An 18,792-nucleotide genomic window follows, 5' to 3' on the forward strand; every position below is an offset into this window, starting at 1 on the left:
GTAATGGCGAAGGTAGATTTTAAAATAAATAAAAAGCTGGAAATATTAGTAGAAGAAAGATATTTTAATAGCAATATTCAAGATATTACAGAGGAATATATAGCAATTAGTATTCCAAGTAGTGCAGGTGAATATGTGCCACTAGCAAAGGGGTCTATGATAGATGTACTCTATTATGAAGAAGAAAATCTTTTTAAGTTTAAAGCCTTTGTTATAGGACGAAAATTTGAAAATATACCAATTTTACTTATATCACACCCAAAGGAAATTCAAAAGATTCAAAGAAGAAAATATGTTAGGGTACCAATAATAAGCACTGCAAAATACATAAATGTTAAAAATCAACCAAGAACTACACCTAGCTCAATTAATCCAAGTGAATACAAAAAAGCTATTCTAATTGATTTGAGTGGCGGTGGAATGAGAATTAAGGTACATGATGACATAAAGCCCAATGACTATCTTCTAGTATCATTAACTATTAATGAGGAAGAAATACCTATAGTTGGTCAAGCAATGCGAATTATAAAAGACGATGATGGCAGATTTATTTGTGGACTTAGTTTAAACTTTTTAGATAACTTGACTCGTGAAAAAATTATTAAATACATATTTCAACTTATGAGAGAACAAATGAAAAAAATTTAGGGAGGCGTTCATATGTCAATGACAACGGCAGCTAATGTACGCGAACAAATCGTAAAAACACATATACCACTAGTTAAATACATTGCATCCAGAGTAATAATAGGGAAAACTAAATACGTAGAATATGAAGATTTAATAAGTTATGGAATGCTTGGACTTATGGATGCGTTAGGTAAATTCGATGATACTAAGGGTATGAAATTTTCAAGTTATGCATCTATAAGAATAAAAGGTGCTATGATTGACGAGCTTAGGCGAAATAGCCCAATTTCTAAAGGCGCTATGGATAAGCTTAATAGATATAATGAAGCTATTGAGAGGTTACAAAAACGACTCTATAGAGAACCAACGAACCATGAAATAGCAAAGGAACTAGAAGTAACAATTAATGATGTAGCTGATATTGAGAGTAACATCAATTATATATCAGTAGTATCACTTGAGGATTTAATTTTTTCAGATGATGATGACATGCCGCTTAGTGGCACAATTAAAGATAACAATAGCTTAAGTCCTGAAAGAGCATTAGAGGAAAAAGAACAAGTTGAATATTTAACGTTGGGCCTGGAAAAACTCAAAGAAAAAGATAAATTAGTTTTAAATTTATATTATTATGAAGGTCTCACATTAAAAGAGATAGGAAATGTTTTGAGTGTATCTGAATCGCGAGTTTGTCAATTACATAGCAGATCCATTATAAATTTAAGAAAAGCATTAGTAAACCTTAAATATGATATAGCGTAGAATCTTTGAATACAGATAATTTAATTTATAAAATTTGGAGTGGATTATATGACAGGAATGTTAATTTTCATTGGATTAATTCTTGTAATACTAAATGTATTATCTATAAAAAAGGGGAATAAGTCCTTTAATGGAGTACTAGGGAATGCTATAGGAAATGTCCAAGATAACGACATTATAGTAGGGGAACTTAGACGGGAATTTTCTGAGAGTATATTGGAGCTTCAAAGTGAAATAATGGATATGAGAGAAATCATGGAGAAAAACAATATATATGTAAAGAATAGTAGTGAAAGACCGATATATAGGGATAATACAAAAACTAATATAGAGGTACCTGAACTAGAAGTTGATGATGAAGATGATAATGTGAAAATTTATGAGAAGATTAAAGACAAAAATAATAATGGTAGTAAGGTTGATGAAATAAAAAGACTATTTGGTGAAGGGTTAGCCTTAGAAGAAGTAGCAGAAATAATGCATCTAGGTAAGGGGGAAGTACTATTAATAAAGGATTTATATATAAGATAAAAAAATTAATAGACTTTTTAAGTGATAGAAAACTTCTAATCGGGATAGGAATAGGACTTATTATGGCTTCAATCTTATTAACTGGCGTTAAGATAAATTATGAAATGAGTAAAGGTAAAATAGAAATTAAAGCTAGAGGATACGGAATGCGATACCCAGATGATATTCCAATAATTACGAATAAGGATGTGAAAAAATGATTAGAGGTCTTTATACAGCAGTTACAGGACTCATAACCGGAGAAGCAAAACAAAGCACAGTAACTAATAATATAGCAAATGCTAATACAATTGGTTTTAAAAGTGATGACCTTGCTATTAAAAAATTTGACGATGTATTAATACAAAATTTTGATAAAATTGTAAACGGTCAAAATACTAAGACTACTATTGGATCGCTTAGTATGGGAAGCAAAATAGATGAACTAAACACAAATTTTGCCCAAGGAGTTTTTCAAGTAACAGATAAACCTACTGATTTTGCAATAGAGGGAAGTGGATTTTTTACAGTACAAAGGGATGATGGGATTACTACTAAGAACTACTATACTAGAAGTGGTGATTTTCATGTTGATGGAAGTGGATATTTAGTTACGGATAATGGAGATAAGGTTTTAGGGAACAATAAAGATACAAATGCTCTAGAACCAATATTAGTAGGTGACGGTAAACTTCAAGTGGCAAGTGACGGAAATATCTCAATTAATGGTGAAAACTTATATAAGTTCAATACTGTAGACTTTGCAGATTATAACACACTTCAAAAAGTTGGAGATAATTTGTTCCAGGGGACAAATCCTATTCAAAATACTAATGTTACTGTTAAACAAAATACTTTAGAAAAATCTAATGTTAATGTTACTAGCGAAATGGTAAATATGATGTCAATTATGAGAAATTTCGAATCGAATCAGAAAATTGTACAATCTATTGATGAAACACTAGGTAAAGCTGTAAATGAAGTAGGAACAGTAAGGTAAATAACTTGAATTAGGAGGTGATATGTGATGTTAAGACTTATATGGAATAGCAAAAGTTCAATGGCAGCTCAACAGGAAAAATTAGATGCTATATCAAATAATATTGCAAATGTTAATACCAACGGATATAAAAAACTTAATGCAAATTTTAAAGATCTAGTTTATGAGTCACTTGATAGAAAAGGATACCCAGTAACAAAAGATCAAAATGGAAAAGCAATACTTCAAAATGGTACTGGAACTCGAATTGGAGAATGGACTCGCGACTCTGCGCAAGGTTCGCTTACTCAGACAACAAACCCAACTGATTTAGCAATAGATGGTAGTGGTTATTTTGAAGTTACGTTGCCAGATAATAGCAAAGCCTATACTAGAGCAGGTAATTTTCTTGCGGACTCAGGTGGAAATATAGTTGATCAAGATGGTAATAGATTAAGTATAATTGATGCTCAGGGTAATGATATTAATGTAGTCAATGGTCCTTATAAATTTACAGTGAGTAACTTCAAGGTCGATGAAGATGGCAAGGTATCTATAAAAGAAGGAAATGTACAAACACAAGTTGGAGAAGTAAAAGTTTCAGATTTTGTTGGAGATGATTCAATGATGTCTGTAGGTGATAGCTTATTTGTCCCAAAACCTGGGCAGAATGTTGTACAAAGCACTGACTACAATGTTATGCAAGGCTACCAAGAACTATCTAATGTCGATATAGCAACAGAAATGACCGATATGCTAATTACTCAAAGGGCATTTCAGCTTAGTTCTACTACTCTAAAGACTGCAGATGAAATGTGGCAAATGGCTAATAACTTACGTAAATAATTTCGTTATTTTTAGAAAATGATGATAGACATGCTTTTTATAGTATGTCTTTTTTGTGGTTTATAAATAATAAATGGAAAACAGTTTTAATTCTAGGACAACCCTCATATATTATTAGTAAAGTATATAATAATATGATTTAGGAGGATAAAAATGGGGATAGGATATTTAGTTGGATGTTTATTTAGTATATTACTGTGGAGGTTTGATAGACAAGGATTCTTTAATTTTATTAATAGGAAATTTATGAAAAAAGTCAATAATATATATTTGCTACAATTTATATATATATGTATATTAACTTTTATATTTATTGGTCTTACATATATAAACAATAACCAAGTGTACAATGGCATTACAGCTTTTCTGGTAATAGACATAAGTAATACAGAGAGAAATAATTTAAATAAGACTGAAAAGAAACATTTTTATGACACAATATCCACCATATCTAGAGCACTCATTTGCGGATTTATAGCGCCTTTATTTTTCATTATAATATTAGGAAACGGCCCAGCTATTATATTTACTATAATTTATAATTTAACGCTTGAGGGTGATTTAAACATTATAGGTAGGATTACATCTATTGCGACCATAATTCCATCATTAATTGCGGAAATGTTCTTATACACAATTTATGTTTTCAGGAACAAAAATTTCAAGATAAATTTTAAAGGGGATTTTGCCCGCAATGTTTGGAAATTACCTCTTTTAAATGTTGATATTTTGGCAGCATATATAGAATCTGTTAATTTCTACTTTCATTATAATGGTAAAAACAAACATTATTTAAAAAGTTATGGTGACTATAGTGGAAAAATCGATGATATATGCATTAGGGACTATTTAAGCATAAGTTATTTTATCTGTTTCATAGTTTTTATTGTATTTGTAACGCTTGAATTTCTATAAAATAAGAATTGTTATATAGTAAATAGATTTCGGAAAACAATGAGGAGAACTTTTTTTATAGTTTAGAGTTGATGTTGATTTTTCGGGGATTATTGAGATTTATCATTTGTTTATATATAATCCATACTAGATACATCTAAGCGTAAATATGATATAGTATGGATTTCTCCGGGAGTGGAACCAAATTAGAAGAGCAGAAACATTGAAATTCCATTTAAAATTCTTCTTTTGCAAATATAAAATTCTCGTGAGCCTGACTGGAAGGAAGGCTAGCGAACCGGCGCATGCCGAATGTGAGTGCTAGAGAATTTTATATTGGCGAAAGATTAGAATTTCTTAATGGAATTTCACGTTTCAAACTCTTCTAATTTGGTTCCACGCAGGAGGAATTTGTAGATCACATCATCTTATTTTTACTTTAATTTACTTAGCGCAGCCGTAATAGGAGGTATAATTTGTTTCTTCCTTGAAACTATACCAGGGACATATACACCGTCATCAGTTAGTGTAACATCAAAGGCTTTTGAAATAACATCTTTATGTTCACCAGCAGCTATTAATACTGAGCCACCATTTAAAATATCAGTCAGCATTAATAAAATTATATCAAAACCGCCTTCTTTGGCCTTTTTCTCCATTAACTCTATCATGTCACCTTTAAGAGGTTCAAAACCTTCGATATACATTGTACCAACTTGTGATACCCCAATCTTAAAAGTATTAAGGGTAAATGGTTTAAAGTCTTGATAGAAAATTTCCTCTGCAGTTTTACCATCGAGGGATGTACCAGCTTTAAACATTTCTTTAGCAAACTCTTCTATATTTAAATTAGCAATTTGAGATAACTTATTTAATGTAAGCTCATCTACTAGTGTAGAAGTAGGTGATTTTAGTAGCAATGTATCGGAAATAATTGCCGCACATAAAAGACCAGCTGCACCTTTTGAAGGTCTAATTCCATTTTCAAAGAATATGTTAGCTACAATTGTTGAAGTGCTACCTACAGGTTCATTTCTAAAATATATAGGAGAACCAGTCTGAACATCAGCAATTCTATGATGGTCGATTATTTCTATTATCTCAGCGTCTTCTAAACCCAAAACAGACTGTGTTTTTTCATTATGATCCACGAGTATTACTTTTTTTCTGTTCTCTGATATTAAATGATACCGTGATATACTTCCAACAACTTTATTATTTTCATCAATAACTGGATAACTTCTATACCTTGTCTCAATCATAATAGATTTTATTTCATCAATAAAATCATCTGAGTTAAAACTTATGATGTTTTTTTTGCTCATAACATGATTTATAGGAATACTTTGAGTTATTAATCTAGAAGCTGTAAAAGTATCATATGGTGTTTCTATTATTGTACATCCATTAGTTTTTGCAAGCTCAATAACTCCATCAGTTGGAGAATGGTTTCCTGTAATTATTAAAAGGGATGCTTTACTATCAATTATTAAAAGTTGTGAGTCTTCTCTATCTCCGCAAATTGCAACGTCGCCAACCTCAATTATAGATTTTGTGCTTTCAGGATGCATAGCAGATACAATAATCTTTCCAGTTATTTTAAATGTGCCATTTGGTTTGTATACACACTTAGCTGAAAGAGTATCTAAAATATTCTCAAGAGTGGTATTGCTTTTTGCAAGAATAGAATTGTCCCAAACATCTAAATAACTTGAGGCTAGATTTGAAACTGACGCAACACCCGCAAGTCTATCATTATCGTCAATAACAGGTAGAGTTTTAGTATCATTTTTTCTCATAATGGACCATGCCATTTTCAAAGAAATATCTGGTGAAATAGGTGCTACAATATCAATGTCTAAATCGGAAATCTGTGTTTTAACAGTATTTACAAGCTCAGGTTTTTCTACATTAAAGTAATTAAGAATAAACTGAGTTTCACGATTAACTTCACCGAGTCTTATTGGAATAGCAGGAATTTTTCCTGTTTTATTTTTAAACTCTGCATAGGCAATAGCCGCGCAAATAGAATCTGTATCGGGATTTCTATGCCCAGTAATATATATAATATTTTTCACGTGTGGTCCTCCTAGTTTCTGTATGGAATATGTAAAATTATCGAATGTTACCTTGTTTGTGATTATTCACTCTAGTATTACTAGTATTATTTTATATTCAAACTTACATATTGTAAAGAAAAAACCAAATATTCTTTTCATATGTGGGCACTCGAACACATATATTAAAAGAGAATAAATAAATAGTAACTTAGGCATCTGAGGTAATAGAAAGAAAATATTATCTATCTTAGAGTGATAAGGGGGGGTATAAGTGTTAAATGAACAAACATCAAAACGTAATACCAAGGACATGAATAGGCCAGAGGGCTCGGGTTACGAAAGGTTGAACCTAACAAGAGGACTAAATAGCTCTGAGGCTGAGAATAGACTTAAAAAATATGGATTTAATAAATTAGAAAATAAAAAAAAGATATCAGCTCTCCAGATATTCTTTTCGCAATTTAATGATTTTATTACTTGGATACTAATTGCAGCAACAGTGCTTTCGGGCCTTATGGGAGAAAAAGCTGATGCAATAACTATTTTTATTATAGTTATAATGAATGGTATACTTGGTTTCATTCAAGAATTTAGAACTGAAAAATCTTTAGAAGCATTAAGTAAGCTAGCAGCTCCAACGGCTAAGGTGCTTCGCGATGGAGGAATACTTGTAATAAACGCTATATACTTAGTTCCAGGAGATTTAATAATACTCGAAGGTGGAGATAGAGTTCCGGCAGATTGCATTATAGTGGAAGGTAATAATGCAATGCTTGATGAATCACTACTTACTGGTGAATCTGCAGGAGTATCTAAAAGTACTAATTCTAATGAAAATAGCATTTATATGGGAACAATAATTCTTACAGGAAAAGCTAAAGGAAAAGTCACGGAGACAGGCATGAATACGGAAATGGGGAAAATAGCAAACATGCTTCATAGTATTGAAGATGAGAAATCTCCTCTTAAAGAGAGGTTAGCACATCTTGGGAAAATACTAGTTATGCTTTGTATAATTATATGCCTGGTTGTTACTTTTATGGGTATTTGGCGTGGGCAAGATAAGTATGCAATGTTTTTATTAGGGGTAAGCCTTGCAGTAGCTGCAATACCAGAGGGGTTAACCGCTATAGTAACGGTGGCTTTAGCACTTGGTGTATCAAGAATGCTTAAGAGAAATGCTTTAATTAGAAAATTACCAGCAGTTGAAACGTTAGGGTGTACCTCCGTAATATGTACAGATAAAACAGGTACTCTAACTGAAAACAATATGACAGTAAAAGCATTCTATTTTGATGGGCATAGTTATGATGTTGACAGAGATAAAATTCCATCAAATTTAGTGATGAAAAAAGCGTATACATATTGCAACGATTGTAATTACGATTTTAGCGTTAAAAATATGGAAAAATGCTTATTTGGGGATCCTACAGAAACAGCATTAATTAAAGGTTTATTCAAAAATCCAAAAGATTTACAAGAATTTTTAAATAAATCCAGACGTGTATATGAAATACCCTTTAACTCAACAAGAAAAATTATGTCTGTAATTGTTAAAGAAAATGATAAGGAAATTTGTTATGTAAAAGGAGCTCCAGAACGAGTTATAGAAAGTTGTAATTATATATTGATTGACGGCTCTGTGCAACTTATGCTTCCTAGTTATAAAAGGGGTCTAATAAGGGCTGTAGAGGTCATGTCATATAAAGCTTTAAGATGTATTGCTTGTGCATATAAAGTGTCTAGTATAAAGCATAACGATAGTCTGGAAACTAATCTGATTTTTGTGGCAATAGCAGGCATAATTGATCCTCCAAGGCGCGAAGTAAAAGATGCAGTTATAAAATGCAAGATTGCTGGTATAAAACCTGTAATGATAACAGGTGACCACAAAAATACAGCTTATGCTATTGGAAAAGATCTAGATATATGTAAGTCGCCAGAGGAAGTTATAACCGGCGATGAACTTGATAAATTAAATGATAAGGAATTAGATAAAAACATTGATAATTATAAAATATTTGCAAGGGTAAGTCCAAAACACAAATTAAGGATAGTGAAAGCTTTTAAACACAAAAATCATATTGTTGCCATGACTGGTGACGGTGTTAATGATGCCCCAGCAATAAAAGAAGCAGATATCGGTATAGCTATGGGGATATCAGGTACGGATGTAACTAAAGAGGCGGCTTCTATGATTCTTTTAGATGACAACTTTGCAACTATTGTTGCAGCAGTTGAAGAGGGGCGTGTTATATATAATAATATAAGAAAATTTATTAGGTATTTATTGTCTTGTAACTTAGGAGAAGTACTTACTATGTTTTTAGCTTCATTATTTTATTTGGAAAATCCTCTTCTTCCAATACAAATTTTATTTGTAAACTTAGTTACAGATGGCCTACCTGCTATTGCTTTGGGGGTAGATCCAGCTGATCCTGATATTATGTTTGAAAAACCTAGAGGAAAAAATGAAAGTGTATTTTCGAGAGGACTTACAGAAAAGATATTAATTCGTGGATGCCTAATTGGTGTTTGTACAATTTTATCTTTTATTGGAGGCAAATATTATGGCATGAGTATTGAAGCATGTAGAACATTAGCACTTGGTACTTTAGTTTTATCTCAACTCATACATGTATTTGAATGTAGATCGGAGAAACATTCTTTGTTTGAAATTAATCCATTTACAAATATGTACCTAATTGGAGCGGTAGGGATATCAGTAACTATGCTAATTAGCATAGTGTATATTCCATTTTTGCAGAATGTATTTCATACAATACCACTTGATATAGGTCAATGGCTCATAATTTTATTTTTCTCAGGTATTATTTCCTTTATAAATAGTTTGTACTTGTACTTAATGCACAAGCACTAAATATCAAATTGCGGTTATATAAGCAGCACTTATTGTGCTGCAAATGCTATTATATATAAGTATTAAGGTAAAATGAAAAAGATATATGACAAAAGTCATATATCTTTTTTATTTAAAACGTTTATCAGCTCTAACTCGTTGTACTTTTTGTTGTGGAGCATTTCCTTGAGCTGGTACTAAGTCTTTCTTTGTAGTCATATTTCTAATATTTACAATTTGAATTTGTTCTCTGTGTTCTTTACCCTTTTTGCCCTTCATACCTTGAATTATAACTGAATGTCCTTGTAGTACAGATATAAATTTAACTTTTTTAAACCAACGTCTTTTATTAAACACACATTTAGCAATAGATTTACTTCCGTCAGCCTTCACTAAAATAGTTACAGCAAGTTTATAAAATATCCTAAGGTAATTTTTTTCCTCGATTTTAATTGATAGAACTCTACCTTGAGCCTGAGTAAGTCTATCACCATATCTTTTTAAATAAGCTTGTGTATAGCTATTTGTAATTTTATCTTTTAATCCCATAAGTATTACTCCTTTACCATAGATATTTAATTTTAAAACAATATTACTTTTTTAAATCGATGTTATTTTTGAACATCAAAAACATAAAAAATATAAAAAATTCAATAAACTTATTATATCTTATGTTGTAATTTAACTCAAGTATAAAAAAGGTCTATTTTCAAAAAAAATCTATTTCCTATAAAAGTATATTTTACATATTCATATAATATATGTACCCAATGTTTAATTTGAGAATATTAATATAATAAAGAATTGAAAGGAGGAGGAATATGAATAGGGAATTAACTCCAAAGGATATTATATACGAATTTGATATTGAAGATATGAAAACAAGAGAATCAATAGATTTGATTGAAAAAAAATCATTAGATTCTATGCCACAATATATAGATGTAATAGAAAATATTAAAACTGCAATGAGTATAGATAAAGAGGGTTTTAATGTTTTTTTAATAGACGATTTTTCAAAAGAAACACTTAAAGATATTATGAAATATGTAAGTAAGACATTTGAGAATAAAAGCAAAGCAAAAGACATTTGTTATGTATTGTATGAAGACGAAAAATCTCCTAGACCTATTTTTGTAAGTAATGGGGGAGGTAATAGACTTAAAGAATTGCTTGAAGATATGCAAAATGAATATTTAGAGTCCACATTCCAGTTTTACAACAATTCTATAGATATGGAAAAGGAAGAGATCCAGGAAAGTATTATAAAGAAAAGAAATGAACTGATTGGATCCCTAATAAGTGCAGCAAAAGTGGAGGGATTTGATATAAAGTCTACGAATAGTGGGTTTACATTCATTCCTTTAAGTCATGGAAAAGAAATGTCTGAGAATGAATATGACATTTTAGATAAAGAAACAAAAGAGGTTATTTTAAATACAGCAAGTATGTTAAAAGAAAAAGCTAAAGAAATATTAGAGCAGCTAAAAGATGTTGAACTAAGGGATTTATATAAAATAAAAAAAATAATGCAAGAATATTATAAGACTGAAATAGCTGATTTAAAAGAGGAATATAAAAGTATGTTTATGGATGATGAAGTTGTACGAGATTATTTTGATATAGTTTCTCAGGACATTGAAGAAAAACTTGTAGAAAATTATTCTTTAAATTATGATGATGATTATGAAAAAATAAATGAGATTATATTCAAATATATCGTGAATGTAATAGTGGATAATAGTAAAAATCAAATTCCACCAGTTATTTTTGAACAAGATCCTAATTTAACAAACTTAATTGGTAATATAGAATATGAGAATCATAAAGGGGTTTATTCCACTGACGTAGGATTTATAAAAGGTGGTAGTATGTTAAAAGCAAATGAAGGTTGTTTGATAATTAGGATAAATAGTTTGCTTACTAACCCTTTGGCGTATTACAATTTAAAAAAATCGCTATTAATGGAAGAGGTAGATGTGGCATGTAACAATAACCATTATGAGCTGCTTTCTCTAAATACCTTAAAACCTGTTCCAGTGCCTATTAAAACAAAAGTAATTCTTATAGGTGATTATGAGTCATATGACTTGCTCTATAATTATGATGAGGATTTTAAAAGAATTTTTACTATTAAAGCTGAATGCAATCAAGTTCAGAGCATAGATGATAGTTTAAAAAATTCCTTGGTACATGAGATAAATAAAATTTGTAATGAAAATAATTTTAAATCTCCTACAAGTGGTGCTGTAAGAGAAATAGCAAAGATTCTATCTAAAAAAGCTCAGAGTAGGAATAAAATATACTACGATATTCACGAAATAAATAAGCTGTTAATATTGGCTAACAACAAGGTTAATAAAGAAAATAAAGAAGATATTGGATTCGAGGATATAATTAAGGTAGCTTACAAAAAAGATATCATGGAAAAGGAAATCCTAAATCACTATATTGAAAAGAAAATGCTTATTGACGTTACAAGCAATAAAGTTGGACAGGTAAATGGACTATCAGTAATTGATACAGGATATTTTAGTTTTGGAAAGCCGATAAAAATTACTTGCTGTTGTTATAAGGGTGCAGGAAATATTATAGATGTGCAGCAAGAGAGTAATTTGAGTGGTAGTATTCATAGTAAATCTATTAATATTTTAAAAGGGTATATGAGTAGTATTAATGGAGGATTTAGCCGACTACCTGTAGATTTTCATTTAAGTTTTGAACAGATTTATGGAAAAATAGATGGGGATAGTGCATCGGTTGCAGAAATAATATGTATGCTCTCCGCATTAAGTAAAATACCTATAAAGCAAAGCATTGCAATGACTGGGTCAGTTAACCAATTTGGCGATGTTCAACCTATAGGAGGAGTAAATGATAAAATAGAAGGTTTCTTTGCAGCCTGCAAAGTCATAGACACTGTAGAGGGCAAAGGAGTACTAATACCTTTATCCAATGCAGATGATTTGGTTTTAAATGATGAGATTGAGCTTGAAATTAAAAATGGAAACTTTCATATATATACTATGACCTCTATTGATGATGCAATTACAGTTCTAATGGGAAACAATGATGAAACTTTTGAAACAGTAATGGTTGCTATTAATAAAGAGTTAAAAAAGTATAGTAGTAGAAAATAAGTATAAATGTAATAGCAAATTTAATAAATAAGAATAATTTGATAATTAACCTATCTAAATTATTAGCCAGAAAGAGTAGAGCTTTTTATGGATACGGAAATTTATTTACTGTTTATTATTATTATTATTATTATTATTATTATTATTATTATGTTTCTTATAGTCTGTTAACTAAAGTATATATTGCGTAAAATGCATTTGAGCAAACCTTAGAAATTCTTAATTTATTATATTTATGGATGCGTGAAGAAACCCACATGTTTGAGCAAAGCGAGTTTGTGGGTTTTAGCATCCATAAATATAATAAATTTTAGAATTTCAAGGCGCAGCGAAACGCATTGGAGCAATATATACTTTCTGTTATAACAGACTATGAGAAACTATTTGATGAGACGTAAGAAAAAACACAGATACTATTTTTTAGTATCTGTGCTTTTTTTTTATACGTTAAATCTAAAATTAACTACATCGCCATCTTGCATGATATATTCTTTTCCTTCAAGTCTATACTGTCCCTTTTCCTTAGCAGCAGCTTCGCTTCCACATTCAACTAATTTATCAAAGGCAACTATTTCTGCTCTTATAAATCCTCTCTCAATATCAGAATGGATTTTACCAGCAGCAGCAGGAGCTTTGGTTCCAATATGTATAGTCCATGCTCTTATTTCTTGAGGGCCTGCAGTTAGGTAACTCATAAGGCCTAATAACTTATAACTTGCGTGAATAAGTTTATCAAGACCTGTTTCACTAAGACCATATTCTTCAAGAAGCTCCATTTTTTCCTCATCCTCTAGAGAAGATAGTTCTTCTTCAAGTCTTGCACAAACTACAATTACTTCTGAATTTTCGCCAGCAGCAAAGTCCATAACTTTTTTAACCATATCATTTTCTGTGTTACCAGACATTAAATCATCTTCACTAATGTTTGCAGCATACAAAACTGGTTTTGAAGTAATAAGAAAAAGAATATTTACAAAAGTCAATTCCTCTTCGTTAAACTCCATTGTTCTTACTGGGAGGTTAGATTCAAGATGTTCCTTTATTTTTTCCATAAGAGCAAATTCCATTTTGGCTGTTTTATCACCAGATCGAACAAGTTTTACGGATCTCTCCATTCTTCGTTCTAATACATCAAGATCGGAAAATATGAGTTCTAAATTAATAGTATCTATGTCGCGGAGAGGATCAACATTGCCGTCTACATGTACTACATTTTCATCATCAAAACATCGTACAACATGAACAATAGACTCTACTTCCCTGATGTGAGCTAGGAATTTATTACCTAAACCTTCTCCTTTGCTCGCTCCTTTTACAAGACCAGCTATATCATAAAATTCAATTGCAGTATGAATTATCTTTTTACTACTATAAATAGCTTGTAGTACATCTAATCTTTTGTCAGGTACACTAACAACACCTATATTTGGTTCTATAGTACAAAATGGATAATTGGCAGATTCTGCGCCTGCTTTTGTTATTGCGTTAAACAATGTGCTTTTTCCTACATTTGGTAAACCTACAATTCCTAATTTCATATATATGTACATTCCTTTCGTACTCTTAAGATTATTAATTACCTGTAAATTATACTCTACATCTTAATGCATTTCAAGAAAGTAAATTAAAGTAATGGAATAAACATAAGACTTGCTTATGATAATAATGTATTTATAGTTAATATATCCAAAAAGAACAATGAGAAAGTTTAATTAATTTTAAAATATAATAATAATTCTTTAAAATTAAGGAGGAATTTTAATTTTTCTATAGAATATTACTTAATAATGGTTTAGAATGGATTAAAGTGGATTAAAGTGGAGTGGATTTATAAAATTGGGAGGAATAAAATGTTTATTGGTGAATATCAACATGCCATTGATAGTAAAAACAGAATGATTATTCCCACCAAGTTTAGAGATGGACTCGGAAGTGAATTAATAATAACTAAGGGCCTTGATGGATGCTTATATATATACACAATAGCAGAGTGGAAAATAATGGAGGAAAAATTAAAAAAACTCCCATTAACTAGTAAAGATGCGAGAGCATTTGTACGATTTTTCTTCTCAGGTGCTAATGAAGTAACAATTGATAAGCAAGGTAGAGCTTTAATACCACAAAATTTATGTGAATATGCTTGCATGCAAAAGGAAATAGTAAGTATAGGAGTATCAACAAGAATAGAAATATGGGCTAAGGATAAATGGGATAAATATAATGAATCGGATATTAATTTTGATGAGATAGCAGAAAAAATGAGTGAACTCGGGATATAAAAGGAGATATGAAATGGAATTTAAACATATATCAGTAATGTTAGAAGAGTGCATTGATGCACTAGATATAAAGGAAGATGGAATTTACGTTGATTGTACACTAGGAGGAGCAGGGCATTCTTTAGAAATTTTAAAAAGACTATCCCCAAAGGGAAGGTTAATTGGAATTGACCAAGACGTGGATGCATTAAATGCAGCAAAGGAAAAAATTAAAGATTATAACAATGTTACATTTGTTCATGATAATTTTTATAACATAGAAGCAATTTTAAAAAAACTTAATATAGAAAAAGTGGATGGTATTTTTATGGATTTAGGCGTTTCATCATATCAGTTAGATAATGCGGAACGTGGATTTAGTTATATGAGGGACGCACCTCTTGATATGAGAATGGATAGAAGTAAAGGAATAACAGCATTTGATGTAGTGAATAACTACGAGGAAGAACAGATAGCACAGGTATTAAGGAATTATGGAGAAGAAAAATTCTCAAAAAGGATAGCAAATTTTATAATAGATAGAAGACCAATTAATACTACTTTAGAATTAGTTAATGTCATAGATGCAGCAATACCGGCAAAGTTTAAGCGTGATGGAGGTCATCCAGCTAAAAGAACATTTCAGGGAATAAGGATTGAAGTTAATGGTGAACTAAAAATCTTAGATAAAGCAATTGAAGATGGTATAGGAAGACTTAATAGTGGTGGAAGAATGGGTATAATTACATTCCAGTCACTTGAAGATAGAATTGTTAAAGTTAAATTTAAAAGCTTAGAAGATCCATGTAAATGCCCAAAAGAATTACCTATGTGCGTGTGTAATAAAAAACCAATTGTGAAACTTATAAGCAGAAAACCTATAAGGGCAACAGAGGAAGAGTTAGAGATTAACTCAAGAAGTAGAAGTGCAAAACTAAGGGTAGCACAAAAAATATAGTTCTAATTTGAGAATGGAGTGAATAAAGTGATAGTAGAAAAAAACAACTTTGAGATGTATGGTAATACAATTTTAGCACCAGATGAATCATTTAGAAGACGAAAAAATGAGGAAGATTTAGAGAAATCTAGAAAACAGGCTAGGAGTACTAAAAGGCTTAATGAGATTAAAAGGAAAAAAAGTGTTATTACACATATCGTTGTATGTTTTGTTGTTGGAATGATAATTGTTGCTAGATATTGTTTGATTTACAATTATCAAGAGGCAAATACTAAAGCTTTAACTCAAATTGAGACATTAAGTAAAGAAAATGACGCATATGATGTAGATCTTATGAAATTTAGGAATATTAGCTATATCGAAAAAGCTGCTACTACAAGACTTGACATGGTTAAACCAAGGATTAGTGACATAGAGTACTTAAATTTAAGTAAAAACAATTTGGGAACTAATGAAAGTTCAAGTGTGAGAATAAGTAGTGATGTAATGAGTAAAATAAAAAACATTATATTTTAGATGAATATTACAAGAAATTTTTTAATATCTATCTAAGGGGACCATCAAGGGGGGAACAAGTTGGCAAGAGGAGAGTATAGAGACAAGGTATTAGTTAAACGTAGAATGTTAATTGTCTTTTTCATACTTTTTATTTTGTTTTTTCTATTAGTTACAAGGCTAAGCTATGTAATGATAGTTAAAGGGGTAGATTATAAAGAAAAAGCAATTTTGCAATGGACAAGTGATGTTCGTATTGCAGCAAAACGAGGAAGGATTCTAGATAGGAATGGTGAAGAGCTCGCTATAAGTGCAAATGTTTTTAGAGTAGATTTGGATCTTAATTCCCTGCGAGAAACTACAACTAAAAACAAGTTAACTATGGAAGGCATTGCACCAGAACTCGCCCAAATACTTGGAATGGAATCTAAAGACGTTTTAACTATTTTAACTAAGAGGAGTTCAAAGGGGAAACTCATTGGATCGGCCATCTTAAAGCGAAGAATTGAGAAGGCTACCTCAGATAAAATTACTGATTTTTCTAAAAAAAATAATCTTCGTGGCATTGTTGTTACAGGAGATACAAAAAGATATTATCCAAACGATAATTTTCTTGCAAGTGTGTTAGGACATACTAATTCTGATGGTAACGGATTAACTGGTGTTGAGTTATATTACAATAAATTTCTATCAGGCATACCAGGGATGAAAATTTCGGAAACTGATAGAAAGAGTGAGGCGTTGCCATACACAATATCGGATTATACAAAACCAATAGATGGAAAAGATATTGTACTTACTATCGATGAGATGATACAGTTTTTTTGTGAAAAAGCAGCAGCGCAGGCTATGATTGATAATAAAGCAGCTGCAGTTAGCATAGTTGCAATGAATCCTAAAAATGGTGAGATATTAGGAATGGTTAATAAACCAGATTATAATCCTAATGATCCGTGGGACCTTAGTAAAACTTATGATGAAAATCAAAAGGTATGGAGAAATAGAGCAGTAAGTGATACTTTTGAGCCAGGATCTATTTTTAAGGTATTTACAGCTACAGCTGCAATGGAAGAAGGTTTAGTTAAGGAAGATGATAAATTTTTCTGCAAAGGAAGCACAGTAGTTGGGGGTAGAACAATTAAGTGCTGGAAAACCACAGGACATGGAGCTGAAAATTTTGTAGATATATTAAAAAATTCATGTAATGTTGGATTTATGGAACTCGGGAGAAGACTCGGAGCAGAAAAGCTAAATAAGTATATTTATCTATTTGGATTCGGTAAAGAAACTGGAATCGATTTGAATGGCGAAGCATCGGGAATAATTAGAAAAACTAAAGATGTAACTCCTGTTGATGTAGCAACAACATCATTTGGTCAAAGCAATACTTTATCCGTTGTACAGTACTTAACAGCGTTTAACGCTATTGCAAATGGAGGAAAACTTATAACACCTCATGTTATGAAAGAGATAGTTGATTACGATGATACAAATACTAAAAAGGTTCTACAAGCATATTCAAATTACAATGAAAGAAGGATAGTAGTTGAGGGAGTTGCAAAACAACTTCGAGGGTATCTTGAACAAGTTGTAGAAAGTGGCGGTGGTAAAAAGGCATTTATTGCAGGATACCACATTGCTGGAAAGACAGGTACTGCTCAAAAAGTTATTAATGGTGTATATGCACCGCAGAAATACGTTTCATCATTTGCAGGAATGGCACCTGCTAATGATCCTCAAATAACAATACTAATTAATATAGACGAACCAGACCCATCTAATTACTATGGAGGTCAAATTGCCACAGTAGTTGGTAAACAAGTTTTTAATGATATCTTTAATTATTTATCATTAAAATCTGATGCTACGAATGAAGAAATTGGTAAGAGTTTACTTAAGGATGTTATTGTGCCTGAAGTAAGAGGTCTTAAAAAAGCTGATGCAGAAAAACTTTTAAAAGAAAACAATTTAAAGATGAAGTTAAGTACTGATGGTGATGTCATAACAGATATGACTCCAAAACCTGGATATACAGTTAAAGAGGGAACGGAAGTTATTTTGCACACTAATACAAAAATAGAAGATAATAATATTGTCATGGTTCCAAATGTAATAGGGAGTAGCCCAGAGGCAGCTACATCACTTCTAAGTGGTCTTGGATTAAAGGTCAAGTTTGTTGGCAATGGTATAGCATCAGAACAAAGTTTAGAAGGCACAGAAGTTAAAAAGGGAACAACAATTACAGTAAATCTAGATATTACCGCAGATTAGGTGTATATAGTTTATACATTAAATATAGTGTATAATTAAATATATGGAACATGTAAATTAAAACCGACAGGACTCAGCATTTCTGAACTGTCGGATTTATAATGTAAAAGGTATTTTTTATTCAAGCAT

16 protein-coding genes are annotated in these 18,792 nt (G+C 31.0%); 13 read left to right on the forward strand and 3 right to left on the reverse strand.

Going from position 1 to position 18,792, the window contains the following annotated elements:
• Positions 1-3: 3 nt before the first annotated feature.
• The 7 genes from KPL55_RS09705 to KPL55_RS09735 all read left to right on the forward strand — a co-directional run bounded on the left by KPL55_RS09705 (position 4) and on the right by KPL55_RS09735 (position 4,642).
• Complete coding sequence (locus KPL55_RS09705; RefSeq protein ID WP_216306510.1) at positions 4-648, forward strand: flagellar brake protein; 645 nt, start codon at positions 4-6, stop codon at positions 646-648.
• Between the two features lie 12 nt (positions 649-660).
• Entirely contained in the window at positions 661-1,392 is a 732-nt protein-coding gene (locus KPL55_RS09710) for a FliA/WhiG family RNA polymerase sigma factor (protein WP_216306511.1), read from the forward strand.
• A gap of 48 nt (positions 1,393-1,440) precedes the next feature.
• On the forward strand, positions 1,441-1,923 hold the full coding sequence (locus KPL55_RS09715; RefSeq protein ID WP_216306512.1) for a hypothetical protein: 483 nt from the start codon (positions 1,441-1,443) through the stop codon (positions 1,921-1,923).
• A gap of 62 nt (positions 1,924-1,985) precedes the next feature.
• On the forward strand, positions 1,986-2,123 hold the full coding sequence (locus KPL55_RS09720; RefSeq protein WP_216306513.1) for a hypothetical protein: 138 nt from the start codon (positions 1,986-1,988) through the stop codon (positions 2,121-2,123).
• Positions 2,120-2,902, forward strand: a complete 783-nt coding sequence (locus KPL55_RS09725) for a flagellar hook-basal body complex protein (protein WP_216306514.1) — start codon at positions 2,120-2,122, stop codon at positions 2,900-2,902. Before KPL55_RS09720 ends, KPL55_RS09725 begins: the two co-directional genes overlap by 4 nt.
• A 27-nt stretch (positions 2,903-2,929) precedes the next feature.
• Complete coding sequence (locus KPL55_RS09730; RefSeq protein WP_216306515.1) at positions 2,930-3,727, forward strand: flagellar hook-basal body complex protein; 798 nt, start codon at positions 2,930-2,932, stop codon at positions 3,725-3,727.
• Positions 3,728-3,880: 153 nt separating this feature from the next.
• Positions 3,881-4,642: a hypothetical protein gene (locus tag KPL55_RS09735; RefSeq protein ID WP_216306516.1), complete on the forward strand. Its 762-nt coding sequence runs from the start codon at positions 3,881-3,883 to the stop codon at positions 4,640-4,642.
• A gap of 413 nt (positions 4,643-5,055) precedes the next feature.
• Here the strand turns inward: KPL55_RS09735 and KPL55_RS09740 are convergent, their stop codons facing one another.
• On the reverse strand, positions 5,056-6,699 hold the full coding sequence (locus KPL55_RS09740; RefSeq protein WP_216306517.1) for a putative manganese-dependent inorganic diphosphatase: 1,644 nt from the start codon (positions 6,697-6,699) through the stop codon (positions 5,056-5,058).
• A gap of 292 nt (positions 6,700-6,991) precedes the next feature.
• Here KPL55_RS09740 and KPL55_RS09745 point away from each other — a divergent pair, with 292 nt between their 5' ends.
• Positions 6,992-9,562 carry a calcium-translocating P-type ATPase, PMCA-type gene (locus KPL55_RS09745; protein ID WP_216306562.1) on the forward strand — a complete coding sequence of 857 codons (2,571 nt, stop codon included), beginning with the start codon at positions 6,992-6,994 and terminating at the stop codon, positions 9,560-9,562.
• Positions 9,563-9,670: 108 nt separating this feature from the next.
• On the opposite strand, the gene KPL55_RS09750 is transcribed toward KPL55_RS09745, so the two are convergent.
• Positions 9,671-10,090, reverse strand: a complete 420-nt coding sequence (locus KPL55_RS09750) for a hypothetical protein (RefSeq protein WP_216306518.1) — start codon at positions 10,088-10,090, stop codon at positions 9,671-9,673.
• 272 nt (positions 10,091-10,362) lie between these two features.
• Here KPL55_RS09750 and KPL55_RS09755 point away from each other — a divergent pair, with 272 nt between their 5' ends.
• The gene (locus KPL55_RS09755; RefSeq protein ID WP_216306519.1) at positions 10,363-12,681 is read left to right on the forward strand and encodes an AAA family ATPase; all 2,319 of its coding nucleotides are present in this window, start codon (positions 10,363-10,365) and stop codon (positions 12,679-12,681) included.
• A gap of 440 nt (positions 12,682-13,121) precedes the next feature.
• Here KPL55_RS09755 and ychF read toward each other — a convergent pair whose 3' ends face one another.
• A complete protein-coding gene (gene ychF / locus KPL55_RS09760; protein WP_216306520.1) occupies positions 13,122-14,219 on the reverse strand; it encodes a redox-regulated ATPase YchF in 1,098 nt (365 codons plus the stop codon).
• 312 nt (positions 14,220-14,531) lie between these two features.
• On the opposite strand from ychF, the gene mraZ reads away from it, so the two are divergent.
• The 4 genes from mraZ to KPL55_RS09780 are packed head-to-tail and all read left to right on the forward strand — an operon-like array spanning position 14,532 to position 18,663.
• A complete protein-coding gene (gene mraZ, locus KPL55_RS09765; RefSeq protein ID WP_216306521.1) occupies positions 14,532-14,960 on the forward strand; it encodes a division/cell wall cluster transcriptional repressor MraZ in 429 nt (142 codons plus the stop codon).
• A gap of 13 nt (positions 14,961-14,973) precedes the next feature.
• Positions 14,974-15,897 carry a 16S rRNA (cytosine(1402)-N(4))-methyltransferase RsmH gene (rsmH, locus tag KPL55_RS09770; protein WP_216306522.1) on the forward strand — a complete coding sequence of 308 codons (924 nt, stop codon included), beginning with the start codon at positions 14,974-14,976 and terminating at the stop codon, positions 15,895-15,897.
• 27 nt (positions 15,898-15,924) lie between these two features.
• On the forward strand, positions 15,925-16,413 hold the full coding sequence (locus KPL55_RS09775; RefSeq protein WP_216306523.1) for a hypothetical protein: 489 nt from the start codon (positions 15,925-15,927) through the stop codon (positions 16,411-16,413).
• A gap of 60 nt (positions 16,414-16,473) precedes the next feature.
• Positions 16,474-18,663: a stage V sporulation protein D gene (locus tag KPL55_RS09780; protein WP_216306524.1), complete on the forward strand. Its 2,190-nt coding sequence runs from the start codon at positions 16,474-16,476 to the stop codon at positions 18,661-18,663.
• Positions 18,664-18,792 lie beyond the last annotated feature (129 nt).

The organism is Clostridium lacusfryxellense, assembly GCF_018861735.1.
Lineage (GTDB): Bacteria > Bacillota > Clostridia > Clostridiales > Clostridiaceae > Clostridium_AD > Clostridium_AD lacusfryxellense.